This is a genomic window from Streptomyces sp. NPDC034099, from assembly GCF_055575415.1.
Map to the genome: position 1 here is coordinate 139102 of NZ_JBVISR010000004.1, position 26269 is coordinate 165370.

Sequence of the window (26269 nt, forward strand, 5' to 3'; positions counted from 1 at the left end):
GCATCGTCGCCGTTGTGGCCATCGCGCAAGACGGAGGAGGGACAACGTTGCGAGTACCGTTGACCCGGGGGCGCAGCGTTGTGACTCTCGTTGTTGACAGGACCCAACGTTACTCATAACGTTGTGTCTTACCTTCCTTGGTTGATGGTGCCAAGGAGGTGGCCAAGGAGGAGAAATGCCTGTTCAGCAAGAGGCCGACCTGCTCACAACCAAGGAGCTGGCCACTTACCTTCGGAAGCCCGTCGCCACTGTGCGCGGCTGGCGGTACCGCAAGGTCGGTCCCGCTGGTTTCCGCCTTGGGCGGGACATCGTCTACCGCCGCTCAACCGTCGATGCATGGCTCACCGAGCGTGAGCACCAGGCGTGACGAACGTGACCACCAGCCTGGTAGCCGCCCCGAGGTCCAGTCGGGACGGCTGCCGCAGGAACGACGAAGCGGCCGGGGTCCAGCCGGCCGCCTCTGTCGAGCAATCCGCACCTACCGCTAAGTAAGAAACGAGACGCTCATGCTGCACATCGTACCGACGTCAACGGCGACGTCGACCCAACCTGACCAGCGCAAGGGCGCCCGCGTCGACCTGGCGCGCGTCATCGAAGCCCTTCCCGATGCGGTCACCGTCGCCATGCAGGCGGTGCTCCCCGGGCACTACACGCCTGAGCTGGCCACGCAGATCGCGCAGGACGCCATCGCCGCCCTGCGCCGCCGAGCCTTGCTCACCGGGGCAGAGACGACCCTCACCTACGACAACAGCTTCGGCGCCTACCGCACCGCGCCCGTCGAGACGCAGATGCGCAACGTCAATAGCGTCTTCAGCGAGGCCGAGAACGCGCAGACCCCCCTGTTCGCCGCCGAGATCGTCGTCATGGACTGGCGGACCCGGCCGCCGGTGAAGGCCGACGGCAAGCTCGTCCCCGGCGGCCAGGCCGACGGACGGTTCACCGAGATGTGGGTCTCCCACGGCACGAGCACCGGTGAGATGAGCCCGGCCAAGGCGCGGGAGATCGTCCCGGTGATGCGGGGCTTCGCCGACCGGCTGGAAGCCCTGTGTGACCGCGCGGACGAGATCGCCGCCGACGACTTCGAGTTGGACGCCGAGGAATCGGAGCGCAAGCGCAAGGCGCTGAACCGCCGGATCAAGGCGATCGACGAGGCACGCGCGTGACCGCCGCGACCAAGGTGCTGGCGGCCGGGGGGAGCTCCTCCGGCCGCCCGGCCCGCGCCGACCGCCCAGTCCGCTTCGAGGACCCCGAGCGGAACGCCGCCTACTGGGCGCGCATCGACCGCATCGTGTCGGCCGCGCCGCCGCTCTCTGACGAGCAGCGTGCCATCATCCGCACCGCCTTCACCCAGCCCGAGGCACGGAGGGCAGCATGACCGAACGGCGCCCCGGCGAGTGGCCCGCCGGCCTCAGCCCCGCCCCCGTCGCCGCAGTTCCGGACGACACCCCGCAGCCCCCGCAGGGGCCGCCCGTCGAGGTCCCGGTCGCCGAGGTCCGCCTCGTCGTCACCGTCGACCTCACCGGCCGATACGACACCCACGCCCAGGTCTCCCGCGACCTGTACGAGCAGACCCGGTACTCCACCGACTGCCACACCGCGATCGTGCGCCTCGGCAAGGACGCCCTCCGCGTCGGCACGGGCCTCGGCAGCCTGATCGCCTCCGCCTTCTTCCTTGCCGCCCGCGAGGTCGAGATCCACGTCCCGGCCGGGACCCGGTGGGCCTACGTCGCCACCGAGGCACAGCAGTACATGCGGTACTACGCCGCCGACCACGCGCAGCTGCTCAACCGGACACGAACCGGCTGACCGGGGAGCGCACTGCGGCCCCGGGCCACTCCCCCTGGCCCGGGGCCGCACGCGCACTCACGAACCCCACCGGCCCCGCTCGTAGAAGAGAGCAGTTCGTGAACAGCACCACCAGCGTCCTCCCGCTGTTCGGGGAGGACATCGAGCAGACCGAGGCGAAGATCCAGCCGCCCCCGGTCGCTCTGGGCATGGCCGCCGCCGCGGCCCGCCTCGTCGCGTACTGCGACACGCAGTTCGAGGACGGCGAGCCGCGCGCGCTCCTCGTCGTCGACTGCCCGTTCTGCGACCACCAGCACGTCCACGCCGCCGGGCTCGCCGCGGCGCCGCGCTTCTGCCCCCGCCCGTCGCGCTGCGTCGGCCGCCCGACCGGCGTCTACTACTTCCCGGCGGTGACCCGGTGACCAACCTCCTGGTGGACGTCCCGACGGACCTTCCGTCCGCCGCCCTGGCCTACGCCGCCGCTGGCATCCGCGTCTTCCGGGTCCGCCCCGACAAGGCGCCGTTCGCCAACTGCGCGCGGTGCAGGCCACCCACGGCCACGCGGCCGAACCCCCTCTACATCACGCACCGGCCCGAAGACTGCCGGTGCACTGCGCGGACCTGCCACGGCTTTCACGCGGCGACCACCGACCCGACGCTGATCAAGCAGTGGTGGGCCGAGCAGCCCGACGCCAACGTCGGCGCCCCGTGCGCGCTGAACGGCTGGGCCGTCCTCGACATCGACCCGCGTCACGGCGGCGACAAGTCCTTCGCAGTCCTCGAACAGCGCGTCGGGGTCCTGCCGGGCACCGTCATGCAGATCACGGGCGGCGGCGGACTCCACATCGTCTACCGCACCCCCGGCGTCGCGCTGCCCGGCACGCTCGGGCCCGGCCTCGACGTCAAGCACAACGGCTACATCCTGCTGGCGCCGTCCGTGCACGCCAGCGGCGGCCGGTACCGGTGGTCCGGTGATGGCCGCTTTCTCCAGCCCGACGTCGGCTGGCCCGTCCCGTTGACCCCGCAGGTTCGGAGGGCAGCGTGACGACCTCGGAGGAGATCAAGCAGGGCGTCGACGCGGCCCTCGCCAAGCTCGGGGCGCAGGCGCCTGCGTCCCGCACGGCCGCGCGCGGCTCGTACCGCGTGTTCTCCGACCGCATCGACTCCTACACGCAGAAGGCGCTCCAGGACGAGTGCGACAGCATCGTCGGCGCCCCGGACGGCGACCAGAACAACACGATCAACCGGGCCGCGTTCAACGTGGGCACCCTGGTTGGCGCCGGAGCGATCGGCGAGGACGAGGCGCGCGAGATGCTGCTGTCCGCGGCCCTCGCCGGGAACCACCCCGAGGGCCGGGCCCGGCCCAGCATCGACTCCGGCCTGCGCGCCGGTGCCGCCAGCCCTCGGCATCCGTGGCCGCCGGTCTCCCGGCGCAGCGACGCCGACAGCTTCCGGGACCTGGTCGCCGACGCCGAGGGCATCGACTGGCACGACCTGGAGAGCGACCTCGCCAAGCCGGACGAAGAGCCCCTCGAAGGGCTCGGCGCCGAACCGCCGGCCGAAGACGAGCCGGGCTCCACGCCGGGCCTGGTACCGGAGGAGGTCTACGCAGCGCGCGCCGAGCTGCAGCACATCCGGCAGGCTGGACACTCCCGTAGCCGCTCCGGCGACGTCGCTCTGCTGTCCACCCTGGTCCGGCTGTCCTCCCTGGTGTCGCACCGGATTCGTGCCGACACCGGCATCGCCGGGTACGCCTCCCTGAACCTGTTCGGAGCTGTCGTCGGCCCGTCCGGCATCGGCAAGTCCACCGGTGTCGAGGTCGCCGACCGGCTCCTGCCCGCGCCGCCCGAACTCGACTTCCGCGACGGCCTGCCGATCGGCTCCGGCGAGGGCCTGGCCGAGGTGTTCATGGGCATTGTCGAGGAGGAGACCGGAGAGACCCGGAAAGGGCGCGGCGGGACCGACACGCCCGTCACCGTGACCGTGCGGAAGCAGGTCCGGCACAACGCCTTCTTCTACGTCGACGAGGGCGCCACGATCACCCGCCTGATGCGCGAGCGCTCCGGCTCCACTCTCGGCGAGACTCTCCGCAGCGCGGCCGTCGGTCAGACCCTCGGGCAGACCAACGCCAGCAAGGACACCAGCCGGTACATCCCCAGCGGCTCGTACAGCATGGGGCTGCTCGTTGGCTTCCAGCCCGAGACCGCGGCCCCGCTCTTCGAGGAGGTCGCCGAGGGCACACCACAGCGGTTCGTGTGGGCGCAGGTCATCGACCCGTCGATCCCGGACCACCAGCCGCCGTGGCCCGGCGAGCTACACGCCTGGCGGAACGCGGCCACCGTGGCGCCCGGCGACGAAGCGAGCCGGTTCGTCCTCGTCTCCTTCGACGAGTCCATCAAGGCCGAACTGCGCGCCGCCGACCTCGCCAAGGTCCGGGGCGAGGTCGATGTCTCCGACCAGAACCCTCTCGACTCGCAGGCCCCGGTCATGCGGGTCAAGCTCGCCTCCCTGCTGGCCATCCTCGCCGGGCGGCGGCACGTGACCCCGGAGGACTGGAGGCTGGCGCTGCTGCTGTGGGAGGCGTCGTGCGCCACCCGGGACGCTGTGCTGGCGCACAGCGCGGCGCAGCGACGGGCCGAGCAGGAGAAGCGGACCACGGCACGCATCGAGGAAGAGGTGCGCGTCGACCACGCGAAGCAGCTCGCCGAGGAGCGGCGGACGGATCGGGCGACCGAGAAGGTGGCGCTCCGGATCTCGGCGCACGTGCACGCGAAGGGACCGTTGCCGCGGTCGGAGCTGAGAAAGCGGGTGGCTGGCCGGGAGAAGCGTCTCCTGGCCGATGCCTACGCCTACGCGCTGCTGCGGGAGTGGCTCGTGGAGGCGGACGGGAAGTTCGCTCCGGGGCCTGTCCCCCCGTCGTGAGCGGGGGGGGACAAGGGGGGGACAGGGGACAGGTTTTGTCCCCCTCTCTCCCTCTCGGAGCGTCGAATTTAGTTCGGTATCAAAACTATTGCACACGCAAGCAAGCGTCTGACCTGCACCAATAAGAGATCAAGATCAAAAACTAGAGGACTCGCATAGCGCGCGAGGGAGGGGGGACAAAACCCGTCCCCCCTGTCCCCCCTTGTCCCCCTGGTCCCACACCACTTCCTAGGAGAAGGTCGTGACACTCACCGAGACCGTGATGCTGGTCGTTGGCCTGGCGTTCGGCGCCCAGTCCATGAACCTCCTGCACGCCTACTGGGGCGCTCAGGACGCCCACCGCGGCGCTGCCCGGGCCGAGGCCACGCTGAAGCGGCTGGCCGGCGACCGCTTCCTGAGCAGCTTCCGCCAGTACCGCCTCGACCAGCCGCACCCGGCCGAGCTGCTCGAAGCGTCCGTGCGGGACTTCGAGCTGAAGCTGTGGGACGCCACCGACCGCGTCGAGGACGCCGCCCGCCGGGACGGCCTGCTGTGACCGAGTGCGAGGTATGCGGGGAGGCGACGGGCGGCCGGTACCTGTGCGGCCGCCACGCCGAGCAGCTCGCCGCGCGGCTGGCCGAACTGCCCAAGGTGTACGACGAGGTCGCCGAGTGCCTCGTACCGCGCCGGTCCGGGCCCGCCGAGTTCGTCACGGCGGGCACCGCCGGCCCGCGGTCGCCGCTCGACGAGTCCGTCCTCGACGAGGTGAACACCGCCCGGGCCGCCGAGGTGACCCACCTCTGGCGGGTGGACGTGCAGCGCGTCCGCTGGCCGCACCACGGGGCGCCCGCCCCGGCCGGTCTCGCCGCGGACTGCCGGTGGCTGGCCATGGAGATGGAGTGGATCGTCGAGCACTACCCGGCGGCCGGTGAGCTGGCGCGGGAGGTGCGGGAGCTGGAGCTGGCCGCGCGGTCAATCGTCGGCGACCCGGCGCCTCGCCCGCAGCGGCTGGGTACCTGCGTGGCGGTCGACGGCGAGGGCGCGGTGTGCGGAGCCGTGATCTCCCGGCTGCCCGGGCAGTCCCGGGTGGCGTGCCGGTGGTGCGGCTACCGGTACGAGTCGGAGCAGGACTGGCTGACGCTGCTGCACTTCCAGCCCAAGGAAGCGGCGTGACCCTCTTGAATCCAACCCCCGTGTTGGATAGAGTCGGCTCGATGGAACCGAAGCCCTGGCGGGACCGGGTCCGCGACGAGGAAGAGCTGTTGGCGCAGCTCAACCAAGCCGCATCCGACGCCGCCGCACGACGAGCCGAGGCCCTGCTCGAAGGAGTGGAAGAACTCGGCTCCCGAGCAGAGGTTGCCCGAGAGCTGGGCCGCAGCTGGCAAGCAGTGGACCAAGCGATCAAGCGCTACCAGCACAGGCGCCCGACTGAGGGCACCGCAACAACCGAATAGACAGCGAGGGCCGGACAGCAGCTCCCAGGTGTTGGCGCACCCGGGGCGATCGCACCGCCCGACCCTCTACCGAGCACTTCCTGACTGCACCAGGAGGCATCGGCTATGCCGAATGTTATGTCGGCCGACCAACCTCGGCCTACGCCCCTCTGCCCGGCCCGGCGCCTCGTCGCCGCGGGCATCATCCGCCGCAGCCCGGGCCGCACCCTCACCGTGCGCGTCACCGCGGTCGGCGTTACCGGCAGCATCGCCAAGAACGGCGGTGCCCGATGAGCGACATCCGCGAGCCCCTCTACGGTGCCGCCGCGGCCGCCGTCCGCGACCAGCTCCGCGAACCCACCGACCTCGAGGTCGCCGTGAGCGTCGCGCAGCGGCTCCTCGACAGCGACCAGGTCCTGTCGCTCCGCGAAAGCCTGCGCCTGCTGCTCCGCGCTCTCGGCGCCGAGCCGACGGCCCCGCTGCCCGCCGACGAGCCGCCCGCCGTCACCGCCGCCCCCAACGGGCCCGGCTGCGGCGCCACGGCCACCGTCTGCGTCGAGGGCTACAGCGCCCGCGACGGCCTCGCCCACGGCAACCTCGACCTCGCCGTCTACGCCTGCGACGCCCACGCCACCGACGCGCGAACCGACTGGCTGTCGGGCTTCACCGCATACACCTGCGCGGGCACGCCGGTAGACCACCGCTGCGGCGACCGCTTCGACTACCGCACGCTCGGCGGTGGCCAGTGAGCACCGAGCCCCGCACCGCCACCGTCAACCTGCTCACCGTCCAGCCGCTGGAGATCAGCGAACCCGACTGGTGCGCCGGCCACCCGCCCATCGACTCCGACGAAGCACCCGCCCACTGGCACGTCGACATCTCCCACGCAGGCCCCGAGCACCACCTCAACTTCCACGGCGAGACCCTGTGGATGGCCCAGCTGACCCAGGCCCCGTACTCCACCCGCCCCCAGCACCGCGGTATCGGCCTCTACGTCGAGCAGAGCGGCCTCGCCCGCACGCTCACGCCCGCCGAGGTGCACGAGCTGGCCGCCGCGCTGGAGACGCACGCCGACCGGCTGCGGGACCTGGCCGACGAGCTGGCCGAGGTCCTCGCGGAGGAGGGCCGGTGAAGCGTGACCCGCTGCTGTGGGCCGCGCTCGCCGCGGTCCTCGTCGTCCTCGCCTCCGCCGAGTACCAGCTGGCCGTCGCATGCGGCTTCGGAACCTACGTCGCGGCCGGCGTGCCCGCGGCCCTGGACGTATACGCGCTCGCCGCACTCCGGGCCCGCCGGGACGTCCTCGCCGTCGTGGCGACGCTGATCGCGGTCAACGCCGCGTCGCACCTCGTCGAGGTCGGCCTCCTGCCCGTCTCCGTGCCCCTCGTCGTCGCCGTCTCAGCGGTCGCCCCGCTCGTGCTGTGGCGCGTGCACCGGCTGTCCGAGCAACATGCGGAACCGGCGCCGGTCGTCGAGGCGGAACCAGTTCCGGCCGTCGCGGAACCGGCGCCGGAACCGGCGGAACCGATCACCGTCGAGCGGGCGCCCGAACCGGTCGACGCCGCACCGGTCGGGCCCGTCCTCGGCCCCTGGACACCCGTCGCGGAACTCGCGGGCGGAACCAGCGGAACCGGGGACGGAACCAGCCCTGACGTGCCGCTCTCCCAGTGGTTCGCCACCCTGCCCAACGGTTTCGAGCCGTCGACGGAACCGAAGCCGGAACCAGTTCCGCCCGTGGTTCCGCCGACCGGAACCGGCGCCGACGACATCGAGACCGTCGACAGCAGCAACACCACCTTCGCCGCCCGCGTCGCCACCGTCCGGCACTGGCTGGAGACCGAACCGGAACTCACTGGAACCGAGATCGGCCAGCGCCTGGACGTGAGCGACGGCTACGGCCGGCGCCTGCTGCGGGCCGCCCGGGAGGACACGTGATCCTCGCCGTCCTCTACGCGCTCGCCGCCCTCGCGGCCCTGGTCGTGCTCGCCGCGGTCGCCCCGCGCGCCGTCCCGCCGGTCACCGGCACCTGCGCCCTCGTGCTCACCTTCGCCGCGCTCGCCGTGGCCATCCTCCACTGAGGCCCCCATGAACTACGTGACCTACGGCGGCGTGACCGTCGGCCTGTGCATCCTCGGCTATGAGGTCGTGACCTGGTGGCCCGGCCGCAAGCAGCTGACGAAGGACCCGATCAAATACGCGTCCCGGCTGCTGCCGTTCCTGCTCTCCTGGTGCTACGGCTGCCTGACCACCCTCGGTGTCGCCGGGCTCATCGGCACCGCGTCCAGCGCCGTCCTTGGCCTGTCCAACTGGCTCGGCGACGCCGCCCTCGTCTGGGGCGTCGGCGAGCAGCCCGGCCAGCTCGCCGCCCGCGAGACCTTCGTCCCGCTCTCTGGGCCCGGGGCCTGCCTGGTCCTGATCCTCACCGCCGTGTTCGTCGCCGCCGTGAAGAAGGCGAGCGATGCCAACTCGGGCGTGATGAAGCGCGGCGCCTGGTGCGGCATCACCCTCGGCACATCAGCCGGCGTCGCCGGGTTCGCCGCAGTCCCGCTGGCGACGGCCGCGAACTGGCTCGGCGACAACACCTACGGGCGGCTGTGATGGGGCGCCGCAAGCAGGCCGCCGAGCAGCCCGAGGAGCGCAGCGTGCTCGCCGGCGCCGTGGTCCTGGTGGCCCTCGGCGCAGCCGTCCTCGCGGTCGTCTTCGCCGTCTCCGAGACGGCCGGGATCCTCGTCACCGTCGCCGCATGCTTCGTGGCCACCTGGTGGGCCGTGTCCCGCCCGGTGTCCGATTCGTCCGCCACTCCCCCACCGCCCTCCGAGGCCCCCCTCGGCGACGTTTACGCAGTTGAAGGGGACCGTGCACGGGAGGTCCGCCGTACCCCGGGGGAGGGGTACTTGATCTTCCCCGAGATCGTGCACACCACCGACCCGAACGCCGTCGGGGAGGTGAGCGACCGATGCTCCGACGCTTCCTGATCCGCGTGCACGAGTACTGCCCGACGTGCGGCTGGTGGACCGAAGGGTGCGGCCACCCGAAGGGCTGACCGCCCGCGAGCCCCGCCCGGCACGATGCCCGGCGGGGCCCGCCGCATCATGGACGCATGGACACCGCGTACACCCCGCCCGGCTACTACGGCACCCGCGACGTCGCCCGCGCCCTCGACACCAGCCCCGGCGCCGTCCGCAACCTCGTCTACCGCGGCCGGTTGAAGCGCGTCGGCGGCACCGAACGACAGCCCTGGTTCCGCGCCGAGGACGTCGCCGCGCTCGTCGCTGAACGCCGTGCACGCAGGGTTGCTTGACCGCTGGTCAGAGACTGTGTGACGATCCGGGTGTACAACTGTGCCCTCAACCGGCACCCACAGACACACGACGAAGCCCCGGAACGGCCGCCAGGCCCCCGGGGCTTCGCCGTGTCTACACGTCCGCGCGGGGTAACCCCATCGCTCACACGAGCGGGTTTGCTGCTGGCGCTGCGCCCCGCGCGGACCCCAACGTCACAGGACGACCACGCGAGCAACACGGCACCTCCACATGCCTGATGATGGCCCCGCCAGCACCAGCCACCCCTGGGGGGACCATGCACGCCCGCACCACGACCGCCGCCGTACTCGCCGCCCTCGCCCTCACGCTCACCGCGTGCAGCAGCAGCGACGACAGTGAGCCCGAGGCCACCACGGCGGCGAGCAACCCGGCCGCCGCAACCGCCAGCGCAGCGCCCGCAGGCGCCCGGCACTACGAGACCGCACAGGACATCGCCGACGCGCTCAAGGCCGCCGGCCTGACCGTCACCCAGCCCGAGGAAGACAAGGGCGCCTCGTACATCACCGAGGTCGGCGGCAAGTCGTACAAGCTCACCGTCACCGACCAGAACCACGACGGCGGCGAGACACTGATCAACCTCTTCCCCAACCCCGAGGCCCTGGCAGCGTGGATCCCGCTGTCCAAGCAGTTCGGTGGCGTCGCCGTCACCAACGACTCCTGGGCAGTCAGCCTCCCCACCAAGGCCGAGGGCGCACGCGACTCCAGCAAGCGCATCGCCCCGACGATCGCCAAGGCGCTGGACGGCACCGTGCAGCAATAGCCGCCACAAACACCCGAGGCCCTGCCCGCCGGCGGGGCCTCCGGCATGTCAGGAGGTGCGCGTGGCCACGGACCGCAGCGAGCTGGTCAGCTACGAGTTCCGCAAGCTCCGCGCCCAGGTCCTCGCCGAGTCAGACGTGTGCATCGTCTGCGGCCACGGCCACGCCACCGCCGTCGACCACATCCAGCCCGTCAGCAAGGGCGGCGCCCGCAAGGACCCCGACAACCTGGCGCCCATCCACGGCAACCACGGCTGCCCCGTCTGCCTCCGCAAGTGCAACAACGAGAAGGGCGACAAGCCCCTCGCTGCCGTCGTCCAGCTCCACACCAGCGTCGACTGGTTCGCCGGACCGTAGGCTCGACAACGAGGGAGGTGGTGGGAATGCCGGGGGAGACCCTCACCCTGTTCAGCGCCGACCTGCTGTCGAAGTGGGGCTTCAACGACGGCGCCGACCCCGACGACTGGTTGGACTACTGCGAGGCCCACGGCATCGACTACAACGCCGTGGACTTCCCCCTCACTGCCCTGGTGCGCCGCTACCTACTGCCCGTCCTCGATCAGGCCGTCACCGTCGTGGACATCGAGACCAGCCACAACCCCATCCGCGTCGACACAGTCGCCGGCCAGGACGCCACCGAGGTCTGGCACGGCAGAGCGCCTAAGCCCACGCTCACGCCCGAGTACGTCGAGGTCCCGATGGCCGAGGTGGCCAGGCTCGCGGGCATGTGAGAACACGCAGGCCAGAGGCGTGATCGAAGTCGATCTGATCTGAGATCGTTCCGAGTTTTTGAAATCGGACATATCGCAACCCCGCGCCCCCCTGCCATTTTTCTCCCCCCGGCGTGATCACCGTCGGATGATCATGGAAGGGGGCGTCATGGCGAGGCAGCCGAAGCGCGACCCGGGCCCCGTGGAGCGCACCGTCCGCGACGACGTGGAGCAGCTCGGGGACCTGGTCGGCGTGGAGCCGTCCCTGTCCGAGATGGCCTTCGCCCTGGCCCGGGAGATCGACGCCGGCGGCGGGGAGGACGGCAAGCAGCTCCCCTCGTTGAACCGCGAGCTGCGACAGACGCTCGCCCAGTTGCTGGAGGGGCGGGCCGCTGACGATGACGACGACCTCGGAGACTTGGGCTCCCCCGAGTAGCTTCGCCGAGGATCTGCTCGAGCGGTACGGGCTGGAGTGTCCGCCACGCTGGGGCACGCCACGGCACCCGGACCGGCCCTCGCTCGGGCCGAAGCTGTGGAAGGTCATGACGAAGCTCGGCGCCCCGCCGATGCCCTGGCAGAAGTACGTCAGCGACGTGGCCCTGGAGCTGGACCCGGACACCGGGCTGTTCGCCCACCGCGAGGTCGGGCTGTCCGTCTCCCGGCAGCAGGGCAAAACCGAACTGACGCTGGGGGCGCAGGTCCACCGGGCGATGGCGTGGAAGCGGCAGAACATCGTCTACGCGGCGCAGACCCGGGGCATGGCCCGGCAGCGCTGGGAGGATGAGTTCTGGGAGAAGATCTCCAGCTCCGACCTCGCCAAGTACGCCCGGATCCGCAAGAGCAACGGCAACGAAGCGATCATGTTCCCGGGCAAGCGCTCGCGGATGGGCATCACGGCGAACACGGAGAAGGCCGGCCACGGCCCGCCGCTGGATCTCGGGTTCATCGACGAGGCGTTCGCCCACGAGGATGACCGGCTGGAGCAGGCGTTCTCCCCGGCGATGCTGACGCGGGCCATGGCTCAGTTGTGGTGGGCGTCTGCGGGCGGCACGACCAAGAGCGTGTGGCTGAACAAGAAGCGGGAGAACGGGCGTGCGCTGATCGAGGCGCTGTGGGAGGCGCTCGCCGAGGACCCAGGGGCGGTACGTCCGCGGACCGCCTACTTCGAGTGGTTCGCACCGGAGGACATGCCGCGTGACGACCCGGCGACGTGGCGGGCGACGCTGCCCGCGCTCGGCTACACGGTGACCGAGGAGATCATCGCGGCCGAGCTGGAGAAGATGGACCCGGCCGAGTTCGACCGGGCCTACCTCAACCGGACCCGCAAGCCGACCCCGCCGACGGATCCGAACGTGCCCAAGGAGAAGTGGCCGGGGCTGGTCGACGCCGACAGCAAGCCTGTGCCGATGTCGGTCGCGCTGGCGGTCGACGTTTCCAAGGACCGCTCGCATACGTCGATCGGGGCGGCCTCGCTGCGCTCGGACGGCAAGGTGCACCTTGAGGTCGTGGCCCGACGGCCGGGCACGGACTGGGTGGTGCCTGCGCTGGTGAAGCTGCGCGCCCTGTGGAAGCCGGTGGCGGTGGCGGTGGCCTCGTCGGGTGCGCCGGCCGGTTCGCTGATCGACGACCTGGCGGCCGCGGGCATCGAGTCCCCGAAGGACAAGGACCGCCCGCAGCGTGGCGACCTGGCGGTGATGCGGGCGGGGGACATCACGGAGTCGTGCGGCCAGCTGGCCGACGCCATGAACCAGGGCACGGTCCGGCACCTGGACCAAGTGCCGCTCACGGCCGCGGTGAACGGGGCCAGGACGCGCCGCAACGGCGATGCCTGGCAGTTGGACCGCACGGCGTCGCTCGTCGACATCAGTCCGCTGTGCGCGGTCACGTTCGCCCGGTGGGCGCTGCTCATCCGGGGGCCGCAGGTCGAAGAGGACTACGACGTCAGCGACTCGTTCGCGTAGGGAGGCACGATGGGCACCTGGTCGAAGGTGCGGCGCGTCTTCACGCGAGCCGCGAATCTGACGACGCCGGAGGAGCTGCTGGCCGCGCAGCGTGAGCAGCGCACCGGGCAGGGCGGGGTGCACGTCACCAGGGAGACGGCGCTGCGGCAGTCCGCCGTGTGGGCGTGCCTGAGGTTGCGTGCCGACCTGGTGTCGTCGTTCCCCATCGACGTGTATCGGAGGGTGCAGGGGCTGCAGGTGGAGGTGCCCAAGCCGCCCGTGCTGGTGGCCCCTGGCGGGATTGAGGTCGGCATCAAGGAGTGGATGTGGTCCACCGCGTTCGACCTGGACCGGGGCGGGAACTGCTTCGGCATCATCACCGAGCGGACCGGGGTGATCGGTGCGGACGGGCGGGGGCTGCCCGGCCGGATCGAGCTGGTGGAACTCGGCTCGGTCACCGTCCGCGCCAAGGGCGCCCGGATCACGAAGTACGTCATCGACGGCAAGCAGTACGAGCCGTGGGACGTGTGGCACGAGAAGCAGTACACGGTCGCCGGTCTGCCGCTCGGTCTGTCGCCGGTCGCGTTCGCGGCCTGGTCCATCGAGCAGTCCCTGAACGCGCAGCAGTTCGCCCGGGACTGGTTCGCCGCGGGCATCGTCCCGTCGGGCACGCTGAAGAACAACGCGAAGACGATCGACAAGAGGCAGGCGGGGGAAGCGCGAGCAGCGTTCCGCGCGGCCGTCTCCAACGGTGACGTCTTCGTCCACGGCCAGGACTGGGAGTACAAGCCGGTCGCCGCAGTGGCGCAGCAGGCCCAGTTCATCGAGGCCCAGCAGTACGGCAACAGCGACATCGCCCGGTTCTTCGGCTGCCCCGGCGACCTCATCGACGCCGCGGTGTCCGGGTCGAGCATCACCTACGCCAACATCAGCCAGCGCAACCTGCAGTTCCTCATCATGAACCTGGGGCCCGCGGTGGGCCGCCGCGAGGATGCGTTCAGCCGGCGCCTGGTATCCGGCCCGCGCTTCGTGAAGCTGAACACAGACGCGCTGCTGCGTATGGACCCGGCCGCCCGTGCCGCCGCGCTGAAGACGCAGATCGACTCGCGCACGCTCGCCCCGTCGGAGGCCCGCGCTCTTGAGGACCGGCCGCCGTTCACCGAGGACCAGCTCGCCGAGTTCGACCGGCTGTTCGGCTCGCGCACCGCACCGACCCCGCCCACGACCGCTGTACCGGGAGCACCGTCATGACCACACCCGCGCTCGCCGCTGCGGCGGCCGAACGAGCCCAGCACATCGTCCAGCGCGCCGACCGCCCCTCGCAGCGCCGGTGCGCCGAGCAGACCAGCGCCCGCGCCACGGTCCGCGCGGCCCTGTCCGGCGTCCAGGTCCGTGAGAGCGGCGACGCAGCCGCGACCCTGGAGTTCCGCGGGCACGCCTCCGTGTACGAACAGGCCTACGAGATGTGGGACATGTTCGGCCCGTACACGGAGATCGTGTCCGAAGGCGCCGGCGCCGACTCCCTGGCCCGCGCCGACCTGGACGTGCCGCTGGTCCTGGGCCACGACCAGCTGCGCCGTCTGGCCCGCACCAGCACCGGCAGCCTGTTCCTCACCGAGGACGCCAACGGGCTGCACGTCCACGCCCCCGCGCTGGACCCCGCCGACCACGACGTGGCGTACATCGCGCCGAAGCTGAAGGCCGGCCTCATCGACGAGATGAGCTTCGCCTTCCGGATCGAGTCGGGCCAGTGGTCCCCGGACTACACCGAGTACCGGATCAACCGGTACGACATCCACCGCGGCGACGTCGCGATCGTCGGCTACGGCGCCAACCCCTACACCGGGGCGAGCATGCGCCAGCCCGCGGCCGCGCCGCCGAACAGCCGGGCCCGGGCACTGCTGGAGATCGCGCTCGCCCGCTGACCCCTCACGCTTCCCGCCGTCCGGCGGGATCTCTGCCCTGCGCTCTGCGCGCACGAGCCCACCCGGCGCCATGGCCTCGGGTGGCCGTCTGACCTGGACACGGGGCGCCTGTCACCAACGACCAGAAGGGACGAGCCATGACGCTCGCCGAACTGATCGCCCAGGCGCGCACCGCGCTGGACACGGCGATCACCGCACGACAGCAGGAGCAGGACGCGCTTATGGCGCTGCGCTCCGACGAGAACCTGACCGAAGAGGCCGTCGCCGCCCGGGTTGCCACCCGCGACGCGGCCGACGCCGAGGTCACGCGCCGCCAGGAGGCGCTCGCCGAACTGGAGGCGGAGCAGGCCCGCGAGGACGAACTGGCGCAGCTCCAGACCCGCACCACCCCGGCAGCGAACCGCGCCCCGGCCTACGACCAGGTGGCCCGCGTCGGCGCCGAGGAGCGCACCTACCGGCCCGACGAGGACCGGCGCGGCGCCCGCTTCGAGGGCGACGTGGCCGCCGCGTTCCTCGGCGACTACGAGGCCCGTGACCGGCTCGCCCGGCACATGCAGGAGGAGCGGGTCGAGCGCGGCGACCAGCTGCGTGCGGCGGGCACCGGCGCGTTCGCCGGCCTGGTCGTGCCGCAGTACCTGACCGACATGTACGCCCCGGCGGCGCAGGCCAACCGGCCGTTCGCCGACGCCATCCGCCGGCACGACCTCCCGGCGCAGGGCATGCAGGTCAACATCTCCCGCGTCACCACCGGCTCCGAGGTGGACAACCAGACGTCGGAGAACACCGAGGTCGCCGAGCAGGACATGGACGACACCAACCTGCCCATCCCCGTGCAGACCGCGGCTGGACAGCAGACCATCTCCCGCCAGTCCGTGGAGCGCGGCGCCGGCGTGGAGGCCGTCGTCCTGGACGACCTCTTCCGCCGGTACAACACGAACCTCGACAACAAGCTGCTGAACCAGGCGACCACCGGCCTGTCCGCCGTGGCCACCGCCATCACCTACACGGACACCGATCCGACCGCCGCCGAGCTGTACCCGCGGGTCGTCGAGGGTCTGGCCGGCGTGGAGGCCGCCATGCTCGACATGGCCTCCGGCGACAACCTCGCGGTGATGCACTCGCGGCGCTGGTACTGGATGCAGAACGCCATGGGCTCCACCTGGCCGCTCATCACCCAGCCCGGCGTGATCGCGCAGACGCTCGGCGCGAACTACGCCACGGCCTACGGGCGCGGCATCCGCGGCATCCTGCCCAACGGGACCCCGGTCGTGGTGGACAACAACATCGCGACGAACCTCGGCGCGGGCACGAACGAGGACGAGATCTACCTCGTGGACCGCCAGGAGTGCCACGTGTGGGAGGACCCGGACGCTCCGATGTACATCCGGGCGGAGCAGGCCAAGGCGTCCAGCCTCGGCGTGCTGCTGGTCGTGTACGGCTACTTCGCCTACACGCACGCCCGCTACCCGCAGGCCCGGAAGATCAGCGGCACCGGCCTGGTCGCGCCGACCTTCACCGGCGCCTGATCCCCTCCGCGGGGCCCGCCGGCGCGGGCCCCGCGCCCTCTTCACCACCCAGGAGTGAGGCAATGAGCGACACCCCGCAGACCGACGACCCGATGATCGCCGCGCTGCTGCGCGAGCGCGAGGGATACAGCCGACGCGGAATGGACCAGCGTGTGGCCGCGGTCGACGAGCAACTGCGCCTGCGCGGCTACAAGGCCCCGCGCCGTGGCACGCAGAAGCCGCCGGCAGGCAAGAGCGACGCCGAGAAGGAAGCGGCGGAGAAGGCGGCCACCGAGAAGGAAGCCGCCGAGAAGGCCTCGGCCGAGCAGCGGGCGGAGCAGCCCAAGGGCCGCCAGCAGCAGGCCAAGAGCGAGACCTGACGTGGCCACGGAGTACGTCACCCGCGACGAGCTGAAGGCCCAGTTCGATATCCCGGAGGACGACACCAGCCGGGACGCGCTGCTGGACCGGGCCATCAAGGCCGCGTCCCGTGGCATCGACCGGGCCACCGGCCGCCGCTTCTGGCTGGACGAGGCGGCCACCACCCGCACCTACCGGCTGCCCGGCCGCATCGCGTGCGAGGCGGACGGAGACGTGCTCCTGGTCGACGACATCGGCACCGATGACGGCCTGGTCGTGGAGACCGGATCGGGCTCCTCGTTCACGGCCTACACCGGCTACGAGACGACCCCCGACAACGCCCTCGCGGACGGCACCCCGATCACCGGGCTGCTACGCGTGAACGGTTCCTGGGGGACGTCCGCCACCCGCGTCCGTGTCACCGCCCGCTTCGGCTGGCCGGCCGTCCCCGACGACATTGCCGAAGCCTGCCTGATCCAAGCCTCCCGCCTGGTCAAGCGGAAGGACTCCCCGGAAGGCGTCATGGGCTCAGCGGAGTGGGGCGTCGTCCGCCTGTCCCGCCGAGACCCGGACGTGTGGAACCTGATCGAGCCCTTCGTATCGCCCGGCTTCGGATAGGAGGAACCGTCGTGCAGATCTCTGCCGTCCGTGACGCGATCGCGGCCGCGGCCGCCGTCGTCATCCTGCCCACCGGCGTCGGGAAGCTGAAGTGCACCGGCTACGTCCCGGACGCGATCATCGCACCGTGCTTCTTCGTCGGCGAGGTCGAGGTCACCTTCGACAAGGCGATGGCCCGCCGCCTGGACGAGCTGCTGTTCACCTGCCGCGTGCTGGCCGGCCGCCAAGACGACCGCGCGTCGCAGCGCATCGTCGACGCGCTGCTGTCCGGGTCCGGCCCGGCCTCGCTGAAGCAGGCGATCGAGAAGGCCCGCGGCGCCCCGGGTGAGATGGCCCTCGGGGGCCTGGCCGACGACCTCCACCTCCAGCGCGTCCAGGGCTACAGGTGGTTCGAGCACGCGGGGTCGACGTACATCGGCGCCGAGCTGGTGATCAAGGTCATCGGAGACGGGAGCACGTGATGAAGATCCGGATCCTGACCGCCGGCCAGCCCGGGGCCGTCCTGTATGACCGGCCCTGGCCTGCCGTGGGCGACGTCGTCGAGGACCTGCCGACCACGGTGGCCACGCACCTGGTCGCCTCCGAGGTGGCCGAGGAAGTCACCGACGCCCCGCCCGCGCGGCGGCGCAAGAGCAGGAAGGAGGGCGACGATGGGTAAGTCCGTCCTGCTCAACGTGCGGGCCTTCGCGGTCGGTCTTGACCTGACCAGCGTCTCCAACAAGATCGAGCTGACGACCGAGGTGGAGGAGAAGCCCACCACGAACTACGGTTCCGACGGATACACCGAGGTCGTCGGCGGCCTGGCCTCGACGGAGATCGCGGGCGAGGGCCAGTGGGAGGCGGGCGACGAGACCCTGGTGGACGACGCCACCTGGGCCCAGCTCGGCGGCGTCGGCCCCTGGTCGATCAGCGCCAACAACAGCGCCGCCGTCGGCGCGCTGGCGTACCTCACCCGGGCGATGCGGGCGGACTACACGCTGCTGGGTGAGGTCGGCGAGGTCGCCCCGTGGACGTCTACCGCGAAGAGCAGCTGGCCGCTGGTGCGCGGCCAGTTCGCCCACCCGCCCGGCACGGCCCGCACCGCCAACGGCACCGGCACCGCCCTTCAGCTCGGCGCCGTCCCGGCTCGCAAGCGCGTGTACGCCTCGCTGCATGTGCTGTCCGTGGCGGGCACCACGCCGTCCCTGACCGCCCGCGTGGAGTCGGCCGCCGACAGCGCGTTCACCGCTCCGACCACCCGCGCCACCTTCGCCGCGGCCACCGAGGCCGGCGGCCAGGCCGTGCGTACCGACGGCACCGCCATCACGGACACCTGGTGGCGCCTCGCCTGGACCATCACCGGCACCACGCCGTCGTTCCTGTTCGCCGCTGCCCTCGGCATCGGCTGACCACCCAACCCCCAGCCCGGTCCCCGCCCACGGGCCCGGGCATCTCGTCATGCCAGAAAGGGAGGCCGGCCATGCCGAAGATGGTGCTGACCGCCGAGTACCTGTCCATCAACTCCAACGATCTCAGCGAGTACACGCGCAAGGCCGAGGTCACCGTGGAGGTCGAGGAGAAGGACGTCACGAACTACAAGTCGCTGGGCTGGAAGGAAGTCATCGGCGGCCTCAAGTCCGGCACGCTGGCCTGCGAGTTCCTCCAGGACTTCGCCGCCACCAAGCTCGACGCGATCATGTGGCCCCTGCTGGGCACGGTCGTGCCCTTCGAAGTGCGCGCAGACCAGGCCGCGGTCGGCCCCAGCAATCCGGCCTACAAGGGCAACGTCCTGATCAGCGGCTGGTCCCCGGTCACCGGCTCCGTCGGCGACGAGGCCACCGTGGGCCAGGACTTCACCACCTCCGGGGCCGTGACCCGGGCCACCGCGTAGGGCGGCCGTCGTGGCGGACACGTCGGGCCTGGGGCTGGAGCTGACCTCCTCGAACCTGCGCGCGGTCGGCCGGGCGCTGCGGGCCGAGGAGGACGGCAAGGAGCTGCGGAAGGAACTCACGAAGGGCATGCGTGAGGCCCTCAAGCCGGGGGCCGCACGCGCCAAGTCGTCGATCATGTCGATGGCGTCCACGACACCGCACGCGGGCCCGGCACTGAAGACGTCGATCGCCCGCAAGATCCGGCCCGAGGTCCGCATCACCGGCAAGTTCCCCGGCGCGAAGATCAAGGCCTTCAAGACGAAGAACCTGCGGAACTTCCCCAACGCCCCGAAGCGCACCAACCGTGCGTCCGGCTGGCGGCACCCGGTCTACGGCAACCGCGAGGTGTGGGTCCAGCAGACCGGAAAGATCGAGTGGTTCGACCGGGCCTTCGAGGGCCAGGACGCCCACTACCGCCGACAGGTCCAGTTCGCCCTGGCGGCCATGGTCAACCGCATCGCATCCCGATCCGACTGAACACCCGAAAGGCGAGCCTCGTGAAGGTCACGTACAGCCCTGAAGACGGCGACGAGCAGGTCTTCGACTACAACCCGAACAAGCTCATGTCCGCCGAGCGGGAGGCTCTGGAGAAGCGCACGGGCAAGTCCTTCCAGGAGTTCTCCCTGGGCGTCGTCAGGGGCAACGCGCTGTGCCGCCGGGCGCTGCTGCACGTCCTGCTGAAGCGGCAGCACCCCACGATCGCGTTCGACGACGTCGATTTCTGCTGGGACGAACTCAAGGTCGAGATGACCAAGGGCGAGACCACGCTCATGGTGGAGCGCCTGCGGGAGAAGAAGGGCAACGACGACATGATCGAGGCCCTCCTCGGCCAGTACGACGACGCGCCGGAGGACGAGGGAAAAGCCCGGCTGCCGATCGCCGTGTGAAGCACCTGGGCAACGCCGCCCACCTGCTGCACCTCACTCCCCGCGACTGGGACCTGCTCACGGTCGAAGAGGCCGATCACCTCCTGGCCTGGCTGGACGAGTACCTCGCGCAGATGGAGAAGGCCGCCAAGAAGCGGCGATGACACCCGTACTGAAGGGGGTTCGCCGTGTCGGACACCAGTCTGGTCTTCGCCCTGTCCACCCGGGACGACACCGGCCAGGGCCTGCGCTCTGCTCGGGAGTCGATCGACTCCGAGACGGAGGGGATGGCCGACGACGTCGCCGCCAACGGGTCCCGGATGGGGCCCGCCCTGGCTGCGGCCGGCGCCGCGGCCGGGGCCCTGGCCGGGGCGGCGATCATGTCGACGCTGGGGCAGGCGATGGACGTCTCGCAGGCGACCACCCGACTTGAGGCGCAGCTGGCGAACACCACCGCGGACGTGTCGGCGGCTACGGACGCTATGACGTCCGTGTTCACGGACGGGTGGGGGGAGTCCGCCACCGAGGTCGGCGACGCGATCAAGTCCGTGACGCTGAACATGGACGAGTTCACCGGGCAGCAGGGCCGCCTGGAGGACATGACCAAGGCCGCGCTGGCCCTGTCCCAGGCCTTCGACCAGGAGGTCAACAAGACCACGGCGGCCGCCGGACAGCTGGTGAAGACCGGCCTGGCCGACACCTTCGAGGAGGCGATGGACCTCATCGCCGCCGGTCTGAGCAGCGTTGCGAACAAGAGCGACGACCTGCTCGACACCTTCAACGAGTACTCGACACTGTTCCGTCGGGTAGGCCTGGACGGCGCGACGGCCATGGGTCTGCTCAGCCAGGGTCTCCAGGCGGGCGCCCGGGACTCCGACGCCATCGCCGATGCGATCGGCATCTTCAGCGAGATGGCCCTGGCCGGGGGTAAGCAGGTCAACGACGCGTTCGGGTCGATCGGTCTGTCCGGCGAGGACATTGGCCGGCGGATGCGGGCGGGCGGCGACGAGGCCACCTCAGCGCTTCAGGACACGATGGACGCCCTGCGCGGCACCGACGACGCCACCACCCGCCTGACCGCCGCCCAGGTCCTGTTCGGGGACCTCGCCAACACGCAGGCGGACGCCCTGTACGCCCTGGACCCGGCGAGCGCGGCGGCCGCGGGCGGCTTCGACGACGTCGCCGGCTCTTACGACAAGGTCGTGAGGGCGATGGAGAAGTCCCCAGCACAACAGCTGAAGGCATTCCAGCGCACGGTGCAGCAGAACGTCATCGACTTCCTCGGCGGCCAGGTCCTCCCCGCGGTCGTCGACTTCAAGGACCGGTTCGCCGCGGCCGCCCGGGAGGCCTGGGCGGCGGCCGGGGACGGCGGCGCCGAGGGCGTCGACCGCGTCCTCAACTTCGTGGGCCTCCTCGGACAGCGCATCGCCGAGAAGATCGTCACCGATCTGGTGCCGAAGGCGGCCGAGGGCCTGGCGCACTTCGGGCAGCGGCTCGCCGAGTACGCGATGCAGGACCCGGCTGCGCTGTTCAAAGTCGTGCTCATCGCGGGCGCGCTGCTGCTGGCCCTGACGCAGCTGCCGCTCCTCCTGGCCGTGGGGCTCGCCCTGACGGCCGGTCTCATCATCGGCGGCTTCGTCGGCGAGCTGATCAACAAGACGCAGGAGAAGCTCCCCGAGTGGTGGTCCAGCTTCACGGGCTGGGTGGGGGGCCTGCCAGGGCAGATCGGCGACGTCTTCAGCCTGGTGGGCTTCGCCATCGGCCTGTGGTTCTCCGGCCTGTGGTCCGACTACATCGCCGACCCGGTCAGCCGCCAGTGGTCCGCCTTCGTCGGCACGGTGAAGGCGCTCCCCGGCCAGGCAGGTGACGCCCTGTCCGGTCTGGGCGTCACGATCACCACGAGTGCCTGGAACGCCTTCCAGTCCATGAAGAACGCCGCCGTGGAGCGGACGCTGTCCCTGATCTCGTGGGTGCGCGGGGTGCCGGAGGACCTGGCGGGCGCCCTGTCCAGCCAGGGCTACCGGATGTACAACGCCGGTTTGGACTTCGTCTACGGCATCTGGAACGGCATCAGCGCGGCCGGCGGCTGGCTGTGGTCGATGGTCAGCAACTTCGCCTCGGACTACATCGTCGACCCGGTGAAGGACTTCCTGCACATCGGCTCGCCCTCCAGGTTGGCCGCCGACGAGATCGGTCATTGGATTCCCGCCGGTATCGCCATGGGTGTGGAGGACAACGCGGGTGTGGTCGACCAGGCGATGCGGGATGTGGTCGACCCGGCCTCCTACCGGCCCGCTCCCGGCTCCATGCCGGGCCCGTCGTCCGCGGCCACGCTCGGCGCCAACCAGGCGCAGCTGCACGTGCTGTTCGAGTTCGTGGGTGGCCACCGAGGATTCCGCGAGTGGTTCCAGGAGGACGTCCGCGTCGTCGCGGGCGGGGATGTCGTCAAGTACGCGAAGGGATGATCATGCCGAACCTGCCCCCGCCCGTATGGGCCGACCTGTACTACGACGGGGCCTGGAACGACATCACCGAGGACGTGCGGGTGAGGACGGCTCCGGTGACCGTGGCCCGGGGCCTGTCCTCGGAGTCGTCCTCCGACGCCGACCCGACGTCGTGCACGTGCGACCTGGACTCCCGGGACGACCGGTACGCGCCCCGCAACCCGATGAGCCCGTTGTGGGGGAAGATCGGCCGCAACACCCCCTTCCGCTGGGGGTACAACACGGGCTCGCCGTGGGTGGAGCTGCCGGGCACGGCCGAGAACGGGCTCATCACCCCGGGCAGCACCAGCTTTGCGGTGGGCGACCTGGACCTGCGCCTGGACGTCGCTCTGGACGTCTGGGCGAGCCGCGACCTGGCCGGCCGCTACCTGCCCACCGGCGACAACCGGGCATGGGCCGTGACCGTGGCGGAGACCGGGCAGGTGGCCCTCTACTGGACCCCGATCGGCATCCTGGAGAGCCGGATCACCGTGTTCTCCACCATCCCGGTCCCGGCGTACCACGGGCAGCGGCTCGCGATCCGGGTGACGCTCGACGTGGACAACGGCGCGGGCCGCTACGAGGCCCGCTTCTACACGGGCCGGACCGTGGACGACACCGACTGGGAACCGCTGGGAGACCCGGTCGTAGGCCCCGCGGCCACGTCCGTGTTCGACGGGATCGCCGATATCGAGCTGGGCAGGGTCATCTCCCTCAGCGGCGCCCCCATGGGCGGACGCCTGTACGCCTTCCGGCTGCTGAACGGCATCGGCGGCACGGTGGTGGCGTCCATGGACGCGGCCGACGCCACCCCCGGCGACACCGTTTTCACGTCCGGCGGTCTGGTCTGGACGGCCGTCACCGGCGCCTCGCTGTCGAACCGGCACGTGCGGATGGCCGGGGAGATCCCGGCCTGGCCGCCCACCCGGGACCTGTCCGGCCAGGACAACATCGTCTCCATCGCGCCGACAGGGATCACGCGGCGGATGGACGCCGGAAACAAGCCGCAGGACTCCGCGCTGCGCAGGTTCATCCTGGGGCGCGGCCCGCTGGAGTGCTGGCCACTCACGGACGGCGTCGACTCCAGGACCGCCAAGAGCCTGCTGGGCGGCCGGGACATGGTGCTCTCGCTGCGGGAAGGGGACGTCGCGCCCTCGTGGGCAGCTGGGACGCTGGCCGACTGGATCGAGCCCGTTGCGGCGAGCAGGGCCGGACAAGCCACCAGCGTGCTCGGTTATACGCCCCGCGTGGCGAACACGGGCAACAGCTGGAGCGTGGACCTGTTCCTGACCGGAGGCGGCAGCGCCGGCATCTGGTCATGGACCGTGTTCGACACGGGCGCCGGGACGAACGCCAACAACGAGGTCAGCATCATCATGCTCCTCAACGGCAGCCTCCAGCAGGCCACCATGATCCGCCACTCGGAGGGCTCGGACAGCAGCTCCGAGTCCCACCTCGGCAACTACTTCTTCGACGTCGACATCTTCGACGACCAGCCGCACTACCTGCGGCTGACCGTGAACAAGACCCCCACCTGGACCCTGTACGCGGACGGCGTGTACATGGCGTCTGGGCCTCTGGACGTCCCCATGAAACCCGTCAGCCGGGTCCGGCTCGGCTGGGGCGGCCCGAACCCCGCCCTCACCGAACAGTCGGTCGGCTACCTCACCTACTGGAACGACTCCGCACCGACACCGGCCGAGATGTGGACCGCCTACATGGGGTTCCAGGGCGAGCGGGCCGGCGCCCGCATCCTGCGGCTGACGAGTGAGGCCGGATACCCGGCGTCGGTGTCCGGGCAAGCCGCCTTCGAGCAGCCGATGGGCATCCAGGAGCGGGCAAAGCTGCTGGCCCTGCTCAACGAGGCGTCGGCGACGGACTTCGGGTACCTGCTGGACGCCCGGGACCGGATTGAGGTGATCCACCGCGGCGGCTCCACCCTGTGGAACCAGCCGCCCGCGCTGGTCCTGGACTACTCGGCCGGCGTGATCGGCGCGCCCTTCAAGCCGGTCGACGACGACAAGCTCACCGAGAACGACGTCAGCGTGCGGCGGGCCTACGGCAGCGTCGCGGCACAGCGCGTCCTCGATGAGGGAGAGCTGTCGGTCCAGGACCCGCCGGCCGGGGTGGGCCGCTACGACAACGCCTACACGTACAGCCTGGCGACGGACCCGCAGGCCGATCACGTCGCGTCCATGCGGCTGCACCTGGGCACCTACAACGGCGTCCGCTACACGCGGCTGACCCTCAACCTCGCCAACGAGCGCGTGCACGCGATGATCGACGAGATCCTGCGCATCGACGTCGGCGACAAGATCCGGTTGACGAACCTTCCGGCCGATCACGGGCCGGACGCCGTGGACGTCCTCGTGCACGGCTACGAGGAGGAAGCCGGGCCGGACGCCTGGCTGATCACCTTCAACTGCCGCCCGGCCGAACCGTGGACCACAGGGATCGCGGACGGCGCCGACAGCCGCGCGGACATCGACGGCTCGCAGCTGGCGGCCGCCATCGACGCCGACGACACCACCGTGTCCCTCGCCGTCACCGGCGAACGGCTGTGGACCAGCGACCCGGCCGACATGCCGTTCGATCTGCGGGTGGGCGGCGAGGTCATGACCGTGACCAGCCCCGGCGTGCTGGTCAACGCGGGTCAGAATCCGTTCTTCGACACGGACATCGCCGGGTGGAGTGCCGAGAGCGCCGGCCTGTCCTGGTCGGACGCGGTGGTGCACCCGGATCCGCACGCCCGCGGCTCGCTCCTCATCACCCCGACCGGGACGGACGTGTTCGCGGGCGCGGTCGGCGCCCTGTCCGGCGCAGGCAGCGTCACCGCGGGCACGGCCTACAAGGTGTCCGCGTGGGTGTACTCGCCGAGCGGCGCCTCGGACGTCCGCCCGGCCGTCTACTGGTACAGCTCCACAGGGACGTTCCTGTCGGCCGCCGGATCAGCGCATCCCGCAGTCCCGGCAGGCGTGTGGACGTACATGGAGGAGACGCTGACCGCCCCCGCGTCCGCCTCGCAGGCCCGGGCCCGGATCCGGCACGGCAACACCCCCAGCACCACAAACGTGCTGTACGCGTGGGCGGTCCGGATCACCCCGACGACCGCCGGCGCCACCAGCCCGCAGAAGTTCACCGTCGTGCGGTCCGTCAACGGCGTCACCAAGGGCCACGCCGCGGGCGCGGACGTCCGCCTGGCCACCCCGAACTACGCGGCCCTGTAGGAGGATCATGACCAACTGGCTCGGCGGCATGCGCACGACCGCGGCCCGCCTGTACGAGACCGACCTGATCGGCCGCCTCGTCTTCCTCGCCAACCGCAACGCCAACCAGACCATCAGCAACGGCGGCGACACCGGGTCCAACGCCATGCAGTGGGACGCGGTGGACCTGGACGTCCTCGGCGGCTGGAAGGTGGGCCAGCCCACCCGCTGGACGTGCCCCCGCGCGGGCTGGTGGACGTTCCAGGGCGCCGTCGGCTTCAACAGCTCAACCGCCGGCACCGTCCGGGAGTGCTGCTGGTACGTCAACGGCGGCCTCATCTCCATGGGCCGCTCGCACCCGATCAACATGTCCGGCATCGCGTCCGGCGCGCTGACCGTGGACGCCCGCTCCATCCCGCGTCTGATGGCCGTCGGTGACTACGTGGAGCTGGTCGCGGCCCAGAACAGCGGCTCAGCACTGGACACGGCCACCGGCTCCTACCGGCCGTACATCTCGATCACCTACTCCGGTCCTCCGTAAGGGAGATA

At 71.0% G+C, this 26269-nt stretch carries 38 protein-coding genes; all 38 read left to right on the forward strand.

Annotated elements, in window-relative coordinates; all coding sequences use genetic code 11:
- The first annotated feature begins 175 nt into the window (after window positions 1-175).
- The 38 genes from ACZ56V_RS12965 to ACZ56V_RS13150 all read left to right on the forward strand — a co-directional run bounded on the left by ACZ56V_RS12965 (window position 176) and on the right by ACZ56V_RS13150 (window position 26261).
- Window positions 176-367 (forward strand): helix-turn-helix domain-containing protein, encoded by a 192-nt coding sequence (locus ACZ56V_RS12965; RefSeq protein ID WP_468941840.1) that lies wholly within the window; start codon window positions 176-178, stop codon window positions 365-367.
- A gap of 139 nt (window positions 368-506) precedes the next feature.
- Window positions 507-1163 carry a hypothetical protein gene (locus tag ACZ56V_RS12970; protein WP_468941843.1) on the forward strand — a complete coding sequence of 219 codons (657 nt, stop codon included), beginning with the start codon at window positions 507-509 and terminating at the stop codon, window positions 1161-1163.
- Window positions 1160-1375 (forward strand): hypothetical protein, encoded by a 216-nt coding sequence (locus ACZ56V_RS12975; protein ID WP_468941846.1) that lies wholly within the window; start codon window positions 1160-1162, stop codon window positions 1373-1375. Before ACZ56V_RS12970 ends, ACZ56V_RS12975 begins: the two co-directional genes overlap by 4 nt.
- Window positions 1372-1806, forward strand: a complete 435-nt coding sequence (locus ACZ56V_RS12980) for a hypothetical protein (protein ID WP_468941848.1) — start codon at window positions 1372-1374, stop codon at window positions 1804-1806. The genes ACZ56V_RS12975 and ACZ56V_RS12980 overlap by 4 nt, the downstream gene beginning before the upstream one ends.
- 98 nt (window positions 1807-1904) lie before the next feature.
- Entirely contained in the window at window positions 1905-2207 is a 303-nt protein-coding gene (locus ACZ56V_RS12985) for a hypothetical protein (protein WP_468941851.1), read from the forward strand.
- Window positions 2204-2830: a bifunctional DNA primase/polymerase gene (locus ACZ56V_RS12990; RefSeq protein WP_468941853.1), complete on the forward strand. Its 627-nt coding sequence runs from the start codon at window positions 2204-2206 to the stop codon at window positions 2828-2830. The genes ACZ56V_RS12985 and ACZ56V_RS12990 overlap by 4 nt, the downstream gene beginning before the upstream one ends.
- The gene (locus tag ACZ56V_RS12995; protein ID WP_468941856.1) at window positions 2827-4707 is read left to right on the forward strand and encodes a hypothetical protein; all 1881 of its coding nucleotides are present in this window, start codon (window positions 2827-2829) and stop codon (window positions 4705-4707) included. The genes ACZ56V_RS12990 and ACZ56V_RS12995 overlap by 4 nt, the downstream gene beginning before the upstream one ends.
- Before the next feature lie 241 nt (window positions 4708-4948).
- Window positions 4949-5242: a hypothetical protein gene (locus tag ACZ56V_RS13000; RefSeq protein ID WP_468941859.1), complete on the forward strand. Its 294-nt coding sequence runs from the start codon at window positions 4949-4951 to the stop codon at window positions 5240-5242.
- Window positions 5239-5859 carry a hypothetical protein gene (locus ACZ56V_RS13005; protein WP_468941862.1) on the forward strand — a complete coding sequence of 207 codons (621 nt, stop codon included), beginning with the start codon at window positions 5239-5241 and terminating at the stop codon, window positions 5857-5859. The genes ACZ56V_RS13000 and ACZ56V_RS13005 overlap by 4 nt, the downstream gene beginning before the upstream one ends.
- A gap of 41 nt (window positions 5860-5900) precedes the next feature.
- Complete coding sequence (locus tag ACZ56V_RS13010) at window positions 5901-6140, forward strand: hypothetical protein (RefSeq protein WP_468941865.1); 240 nt, start codon at window positions 5901-5903, stop codon at window positions 6138-6140.
- A 105-nt stretch (window positions 6141-6245) separates the two neighbouring features.
- Window positions 6246-6413 (forward strand): hypothetical protein, encoded by a 168-nt coding sequence (locus ACZ56V_RS13015; RefSeq protein ID WP_468941867.1) that lies wholly within the window; start codon window positions 6246-6248, stop codon window positions 6411-6413.
- Window positions 6410-6868: a hypothetical protein gene (locus ACZ56V_RS13020; RefSeq protein WP_468941870.1), complete on the forward strand. Its 459-nt coding sequence runs from the start codon at window positions 6410-6412 to the stop codon at window positions 6866-6868. The genes ACZ56V_RS13015 and ACZ56V_RS13020 overlap by 4 nt, the downstream gene beginning before the upstream one ends.
- Entirely contained in the window at window positions 6865-7251 is a 387-nt protein-coding gene (locus tag ACZ56V_RS13025) for a DUF6907 domain-containing protein (protein WP_468941873.1), read from the forward strand. Before ACZ56V_RS13020 ends, ACZ56V_RS13025 begins: the two co-directional genes overlap by 4 nt.
- Window positions 7248-8051 carry a hypothetical protein gene (locus ACZ56V_RS13030; protein ID WP_468941875.1) on the forward strand — a complete coding sequence of 268 codons (804 nt, stop codon included), beginning with the start codon at window positions 7248-7250 and terminating at the stop codon, window positions 8049-8051. The genes ACZ56V_RS13025 and ACZ56V_RS13030 overlap by 4 nt, the downstream gene beginning before the upstream one ends.
- Window positions 8048-8194: a hypothetical protein gene (locus tag ACZ56V_RS13035; RefSeq protein ID WP_468941878.1), complete on the forward strand. Its 147-nt coding sequence runs from the start codon at window positions 8048-8050 to the stop codon at window positions 8192-8194. Before ACZ56V_RS13030 ends, ACZ56V_RS13035 begins: the two co-directional genes overlap by 4 nt.
- Before the next feature lie 7 nt (window positions 8195-8201).
- Window positions 8202-8714: a hypothetical protein gene (locus tag ACZ56V_RS13040; protein ID WP_468941880.1), complete on the forward strand. Its 513-nt coding sequence runs from the start codon at window positions 8202-8204 to the stop codon at window positions 8712-8714.
- Entirely contained in the window at window positions 8714-9091 is a 378-nt protein-coding gene (locus ACZ56V_RS13045; RefSeq protein ID WP_468941883.1) for a hypothetical protein, read from the forward strand. The genes ACZ56V_RS13040 and ACZ56V_RS13045 overlap by 1 nt, the downstream gene beginning before the upstream one ends.
- Before the next feature lie 125 nt (window positions 9092-9216).
- A complete protein-coding gene (locus tag ACZ56V_RS13050; RefSeq protein WP_468941884.1) occupies window positions 9217-9417 on the forward strand; it encodes a hypothetical protein in 201 nt (66 codons plus the stop codon).
- 278 nt (window positions 9418-9695) lie between these two features.
- Window positions 9696-10199 carry a hypothetical protein gene (locus ACZ56V_RS13055; RefSeq protein ID WP_468941887.1) on the forward strand — a complete coding sequence of 168 codons (504 nt, stop codon included), beginning with the start codon at window positions 9696-9698 and terminating at the stop codon, window positions 10197-10199.
- Window positions 10200-10260: 61 nt separating this feature from the next.
- Complete coding sequence (locus ACZ56V_RS13060) at window positions 10261-10554, forward strand: HNH endonuclease (protein WP_468941890.1); 294 nt, start codon at window positions 10261-10263, stop codon at window positions 10552-10554.
- A 26-nt stretch (window positions 10555-10580) separates the two neighbouring features.
- The gene (locus ACZ56V_RS13065; protein ID WP_468941893.1) at window positions 10581-10928 is read left to right on the forward strand and encodes a hypothetical protein; all 348 of its coding nucleotides are present in this window, start codon (window positions 10581-10583) and stop codon (window positions 10926-10928) included.
- 148 nt (window positions 10929-11076) lie between these two features.
- Window positions 11077-11343, forward strand: coding sequence for a hypothetical protein (locus ACZ56V_RS13070; RefSeq protein ID WP_468941896.1), 267 nt, complete (start codon window positions 11077-11079; stop codon window positions 11341-11343).
- Between the two features lie 106 nt (window positions 11344-11449).
- Entirely contained in the window at window positions 11450-12868 is a 1419-nt protein-coding gene (locus ACZ56V_RS13075) for a terminase large subunit domain-containing protein (RefSeq protein WP_468941898.1), read from the forward strand.
- Window positions 12869-12877: 9 nt separating this feature from the next.
- Window positions 12878-14098, forward strand: a complete 1221-nt coding sequence (locus tag ACZ56V_RS13080) for a phage portal protein (protein ID WP_468941901.1) — start codon at window positions 12878-12880, stop codon at window positions 14096-14098.
- Window positions 14095-14772, forward strand: coding sequence for an HK97 family phage prohead protease (locus ACZ56V_RS13085; protein ID WP_468941904.1), 678 nt, complete (start codon window positions 14095-14097; stop codon window positions 14770-14772). The genes ACZ56V_RS13080 and ACZ56V_RS13085 overlap by 4 nt, the downstream gene beginning before the upstream one ends.
- Before the next feature lie 137 nt (window positions 14773-14909).
- The gene (locus tag ACZ56V_RS13090; protein WP_468941907.1) at window positions 14910-16298 is read left to right on the forward strand and encodes a phage major capsid protein; all 1389 of its coding nucleotides are present in this window, start codon (window positions 14910-14912) and stop codon (window positions 16296-16298) included.
- Window positions 16299-16360: 62 nt separating this feature from the next.
- Window positions 16361-16657: a hypothetical protein gene (locus tag ACZ56V_RS13095; RefSeq protein ID WP_468941910.1), complete on the forward strand. Its 297-nt coding sequence runs from the start codon at window positions 16361-16363 to the stop codon at window positions 16655-16657.
- A 1-nt stretch (window position 16658) separates the two neighbouring features.
- Window positions 16659-17255 (forward strand): phage gp6-like head-tail connector protein, encoded by a 597-nt coding sequence (locus ACZ56V_RS13100; protein ID WP_468941912.1) that lies wholly within the window; start codon window positions 16659-16661, stop codon window positions 17253-17255.
- 11 nt (window positions 17256-17266) lie between these two features.
- The gene (locus ACZ56V_RS13105) at window positions 17267-17716 is read left to right on the forward strand and encodes a hypothetical protein (RefSeq protein WP_468941915.1); all 450 of its coding nucleotides are present in this window, start codon (window positions 17267-17269) and stop codon (window positions 17714-17716) included.
- The gene (locus ACZ56V_RS13110) at window positions 17716-17913 is read left to right on the forward strand and encodes a hypothetical protein (protein ID WP_468941918.1); all 198 of its coding nucleotides are present in this window, start codon (window positions 17716-17718) and stop codon (window positions 17911-17913) included. Before ACZ56V_RS13105 ends, ACZ56V_RS13110 begins: the two co-directional genes overlap by 1 nt.
- Window positions 17906-18643, forward strand: a complete 738-nt coding sequence (locus ACZ56V_RS13115) for a hypothetical protein (protein ID WP_468941921.1) — start codon at window positions 17906-17908, stop codon at window positions 18641-18643. The genes ACZ56V_RS13110 and ACZ56V_RS13115 overlap by 8 nt, the downstream gene beginning before the upstream one ends.
- A gap of 71 nt (window positions 18644-18714) precedes the next feature.
- The gene (locus ACZ56V_RS13120; RefSeq protein WP_468941924.1) at window positions 18715-19125 is read left to right on the forward strand and encodes a phage tail protein; all 411 of its coding nucleotides are present in this window, start codon (window positions 18715-18717) and stop codon (window positions 19123-19125) included.
- 10 nt (window positions 19126-19135) lie between these two features.
- Entirely contained in the window at window positions 19136-19642 is a 507-nt protein-coding gene (locus ACZ56V_RS13125; RefSeq protein ID WP_468941926.1) for a hypothetical protein, read from the forward strand.
- A gap of 20 nt (window positions 19643-19662) precedes the next feature.
- Window positions 19663-20052, forward strand: a complete 390-nt coding sequence (locus ACZ56V_RS13130) for a hypothetical protein (protein ID WP_468941929.1) — start codon at window positions 19663-19665, stop codon at window positions 20050-20052.
- Complete coding sequence (locus ACZ56V_RS13135) at window positions 20049-20195, forward strand: hypothetical protein (protein ID WP_468941932.1); 147 nt, start codon at window positions 20049-20051, stop codon at window positions 20193-20195. Before ACZ56V_RS13130 ends, ACZ56V_RS13135 begins: the two co-directional genes overlap by 4 nt.
- A 24-nt stretch (window positions 20196-20219) precedes the next feature.
- Window positions 20220-22496 (forward strand): phage tail tape measure protein, encoded by a 2277-nt coding sequence (locus ACZ56V_RS13140; protein ID WP_468941935.1) that lies wholly within the window; start codon window positions 20220-20222, stop codon window positions 22494-22496.
- Window positions 22497-22498: 2 nt separating this feature from the next.
- Entirely contained in the window at window positions 22499-25741 is a 3243-nt protein-coding gene (locus ACZ56V_RS13145; protein ID WP_468941937.1) for a carbohydrate binding domain-containing protein, read from the forward strand.
- Between the two features lie 7 nt (window positions 25742-25748).
- Window positions 25749-26261, forward strand: coding sequence for a hypothetical protein (locus ACZ56V_RS13150; protein ID WP_468941940.1), 513 nt, complete (start codon window positions 25749-25751; stop codon window positions 26259-26261).
- The last annotated feature ends 8 nt before the right edge of the window (window positions 26262-26269 follow it).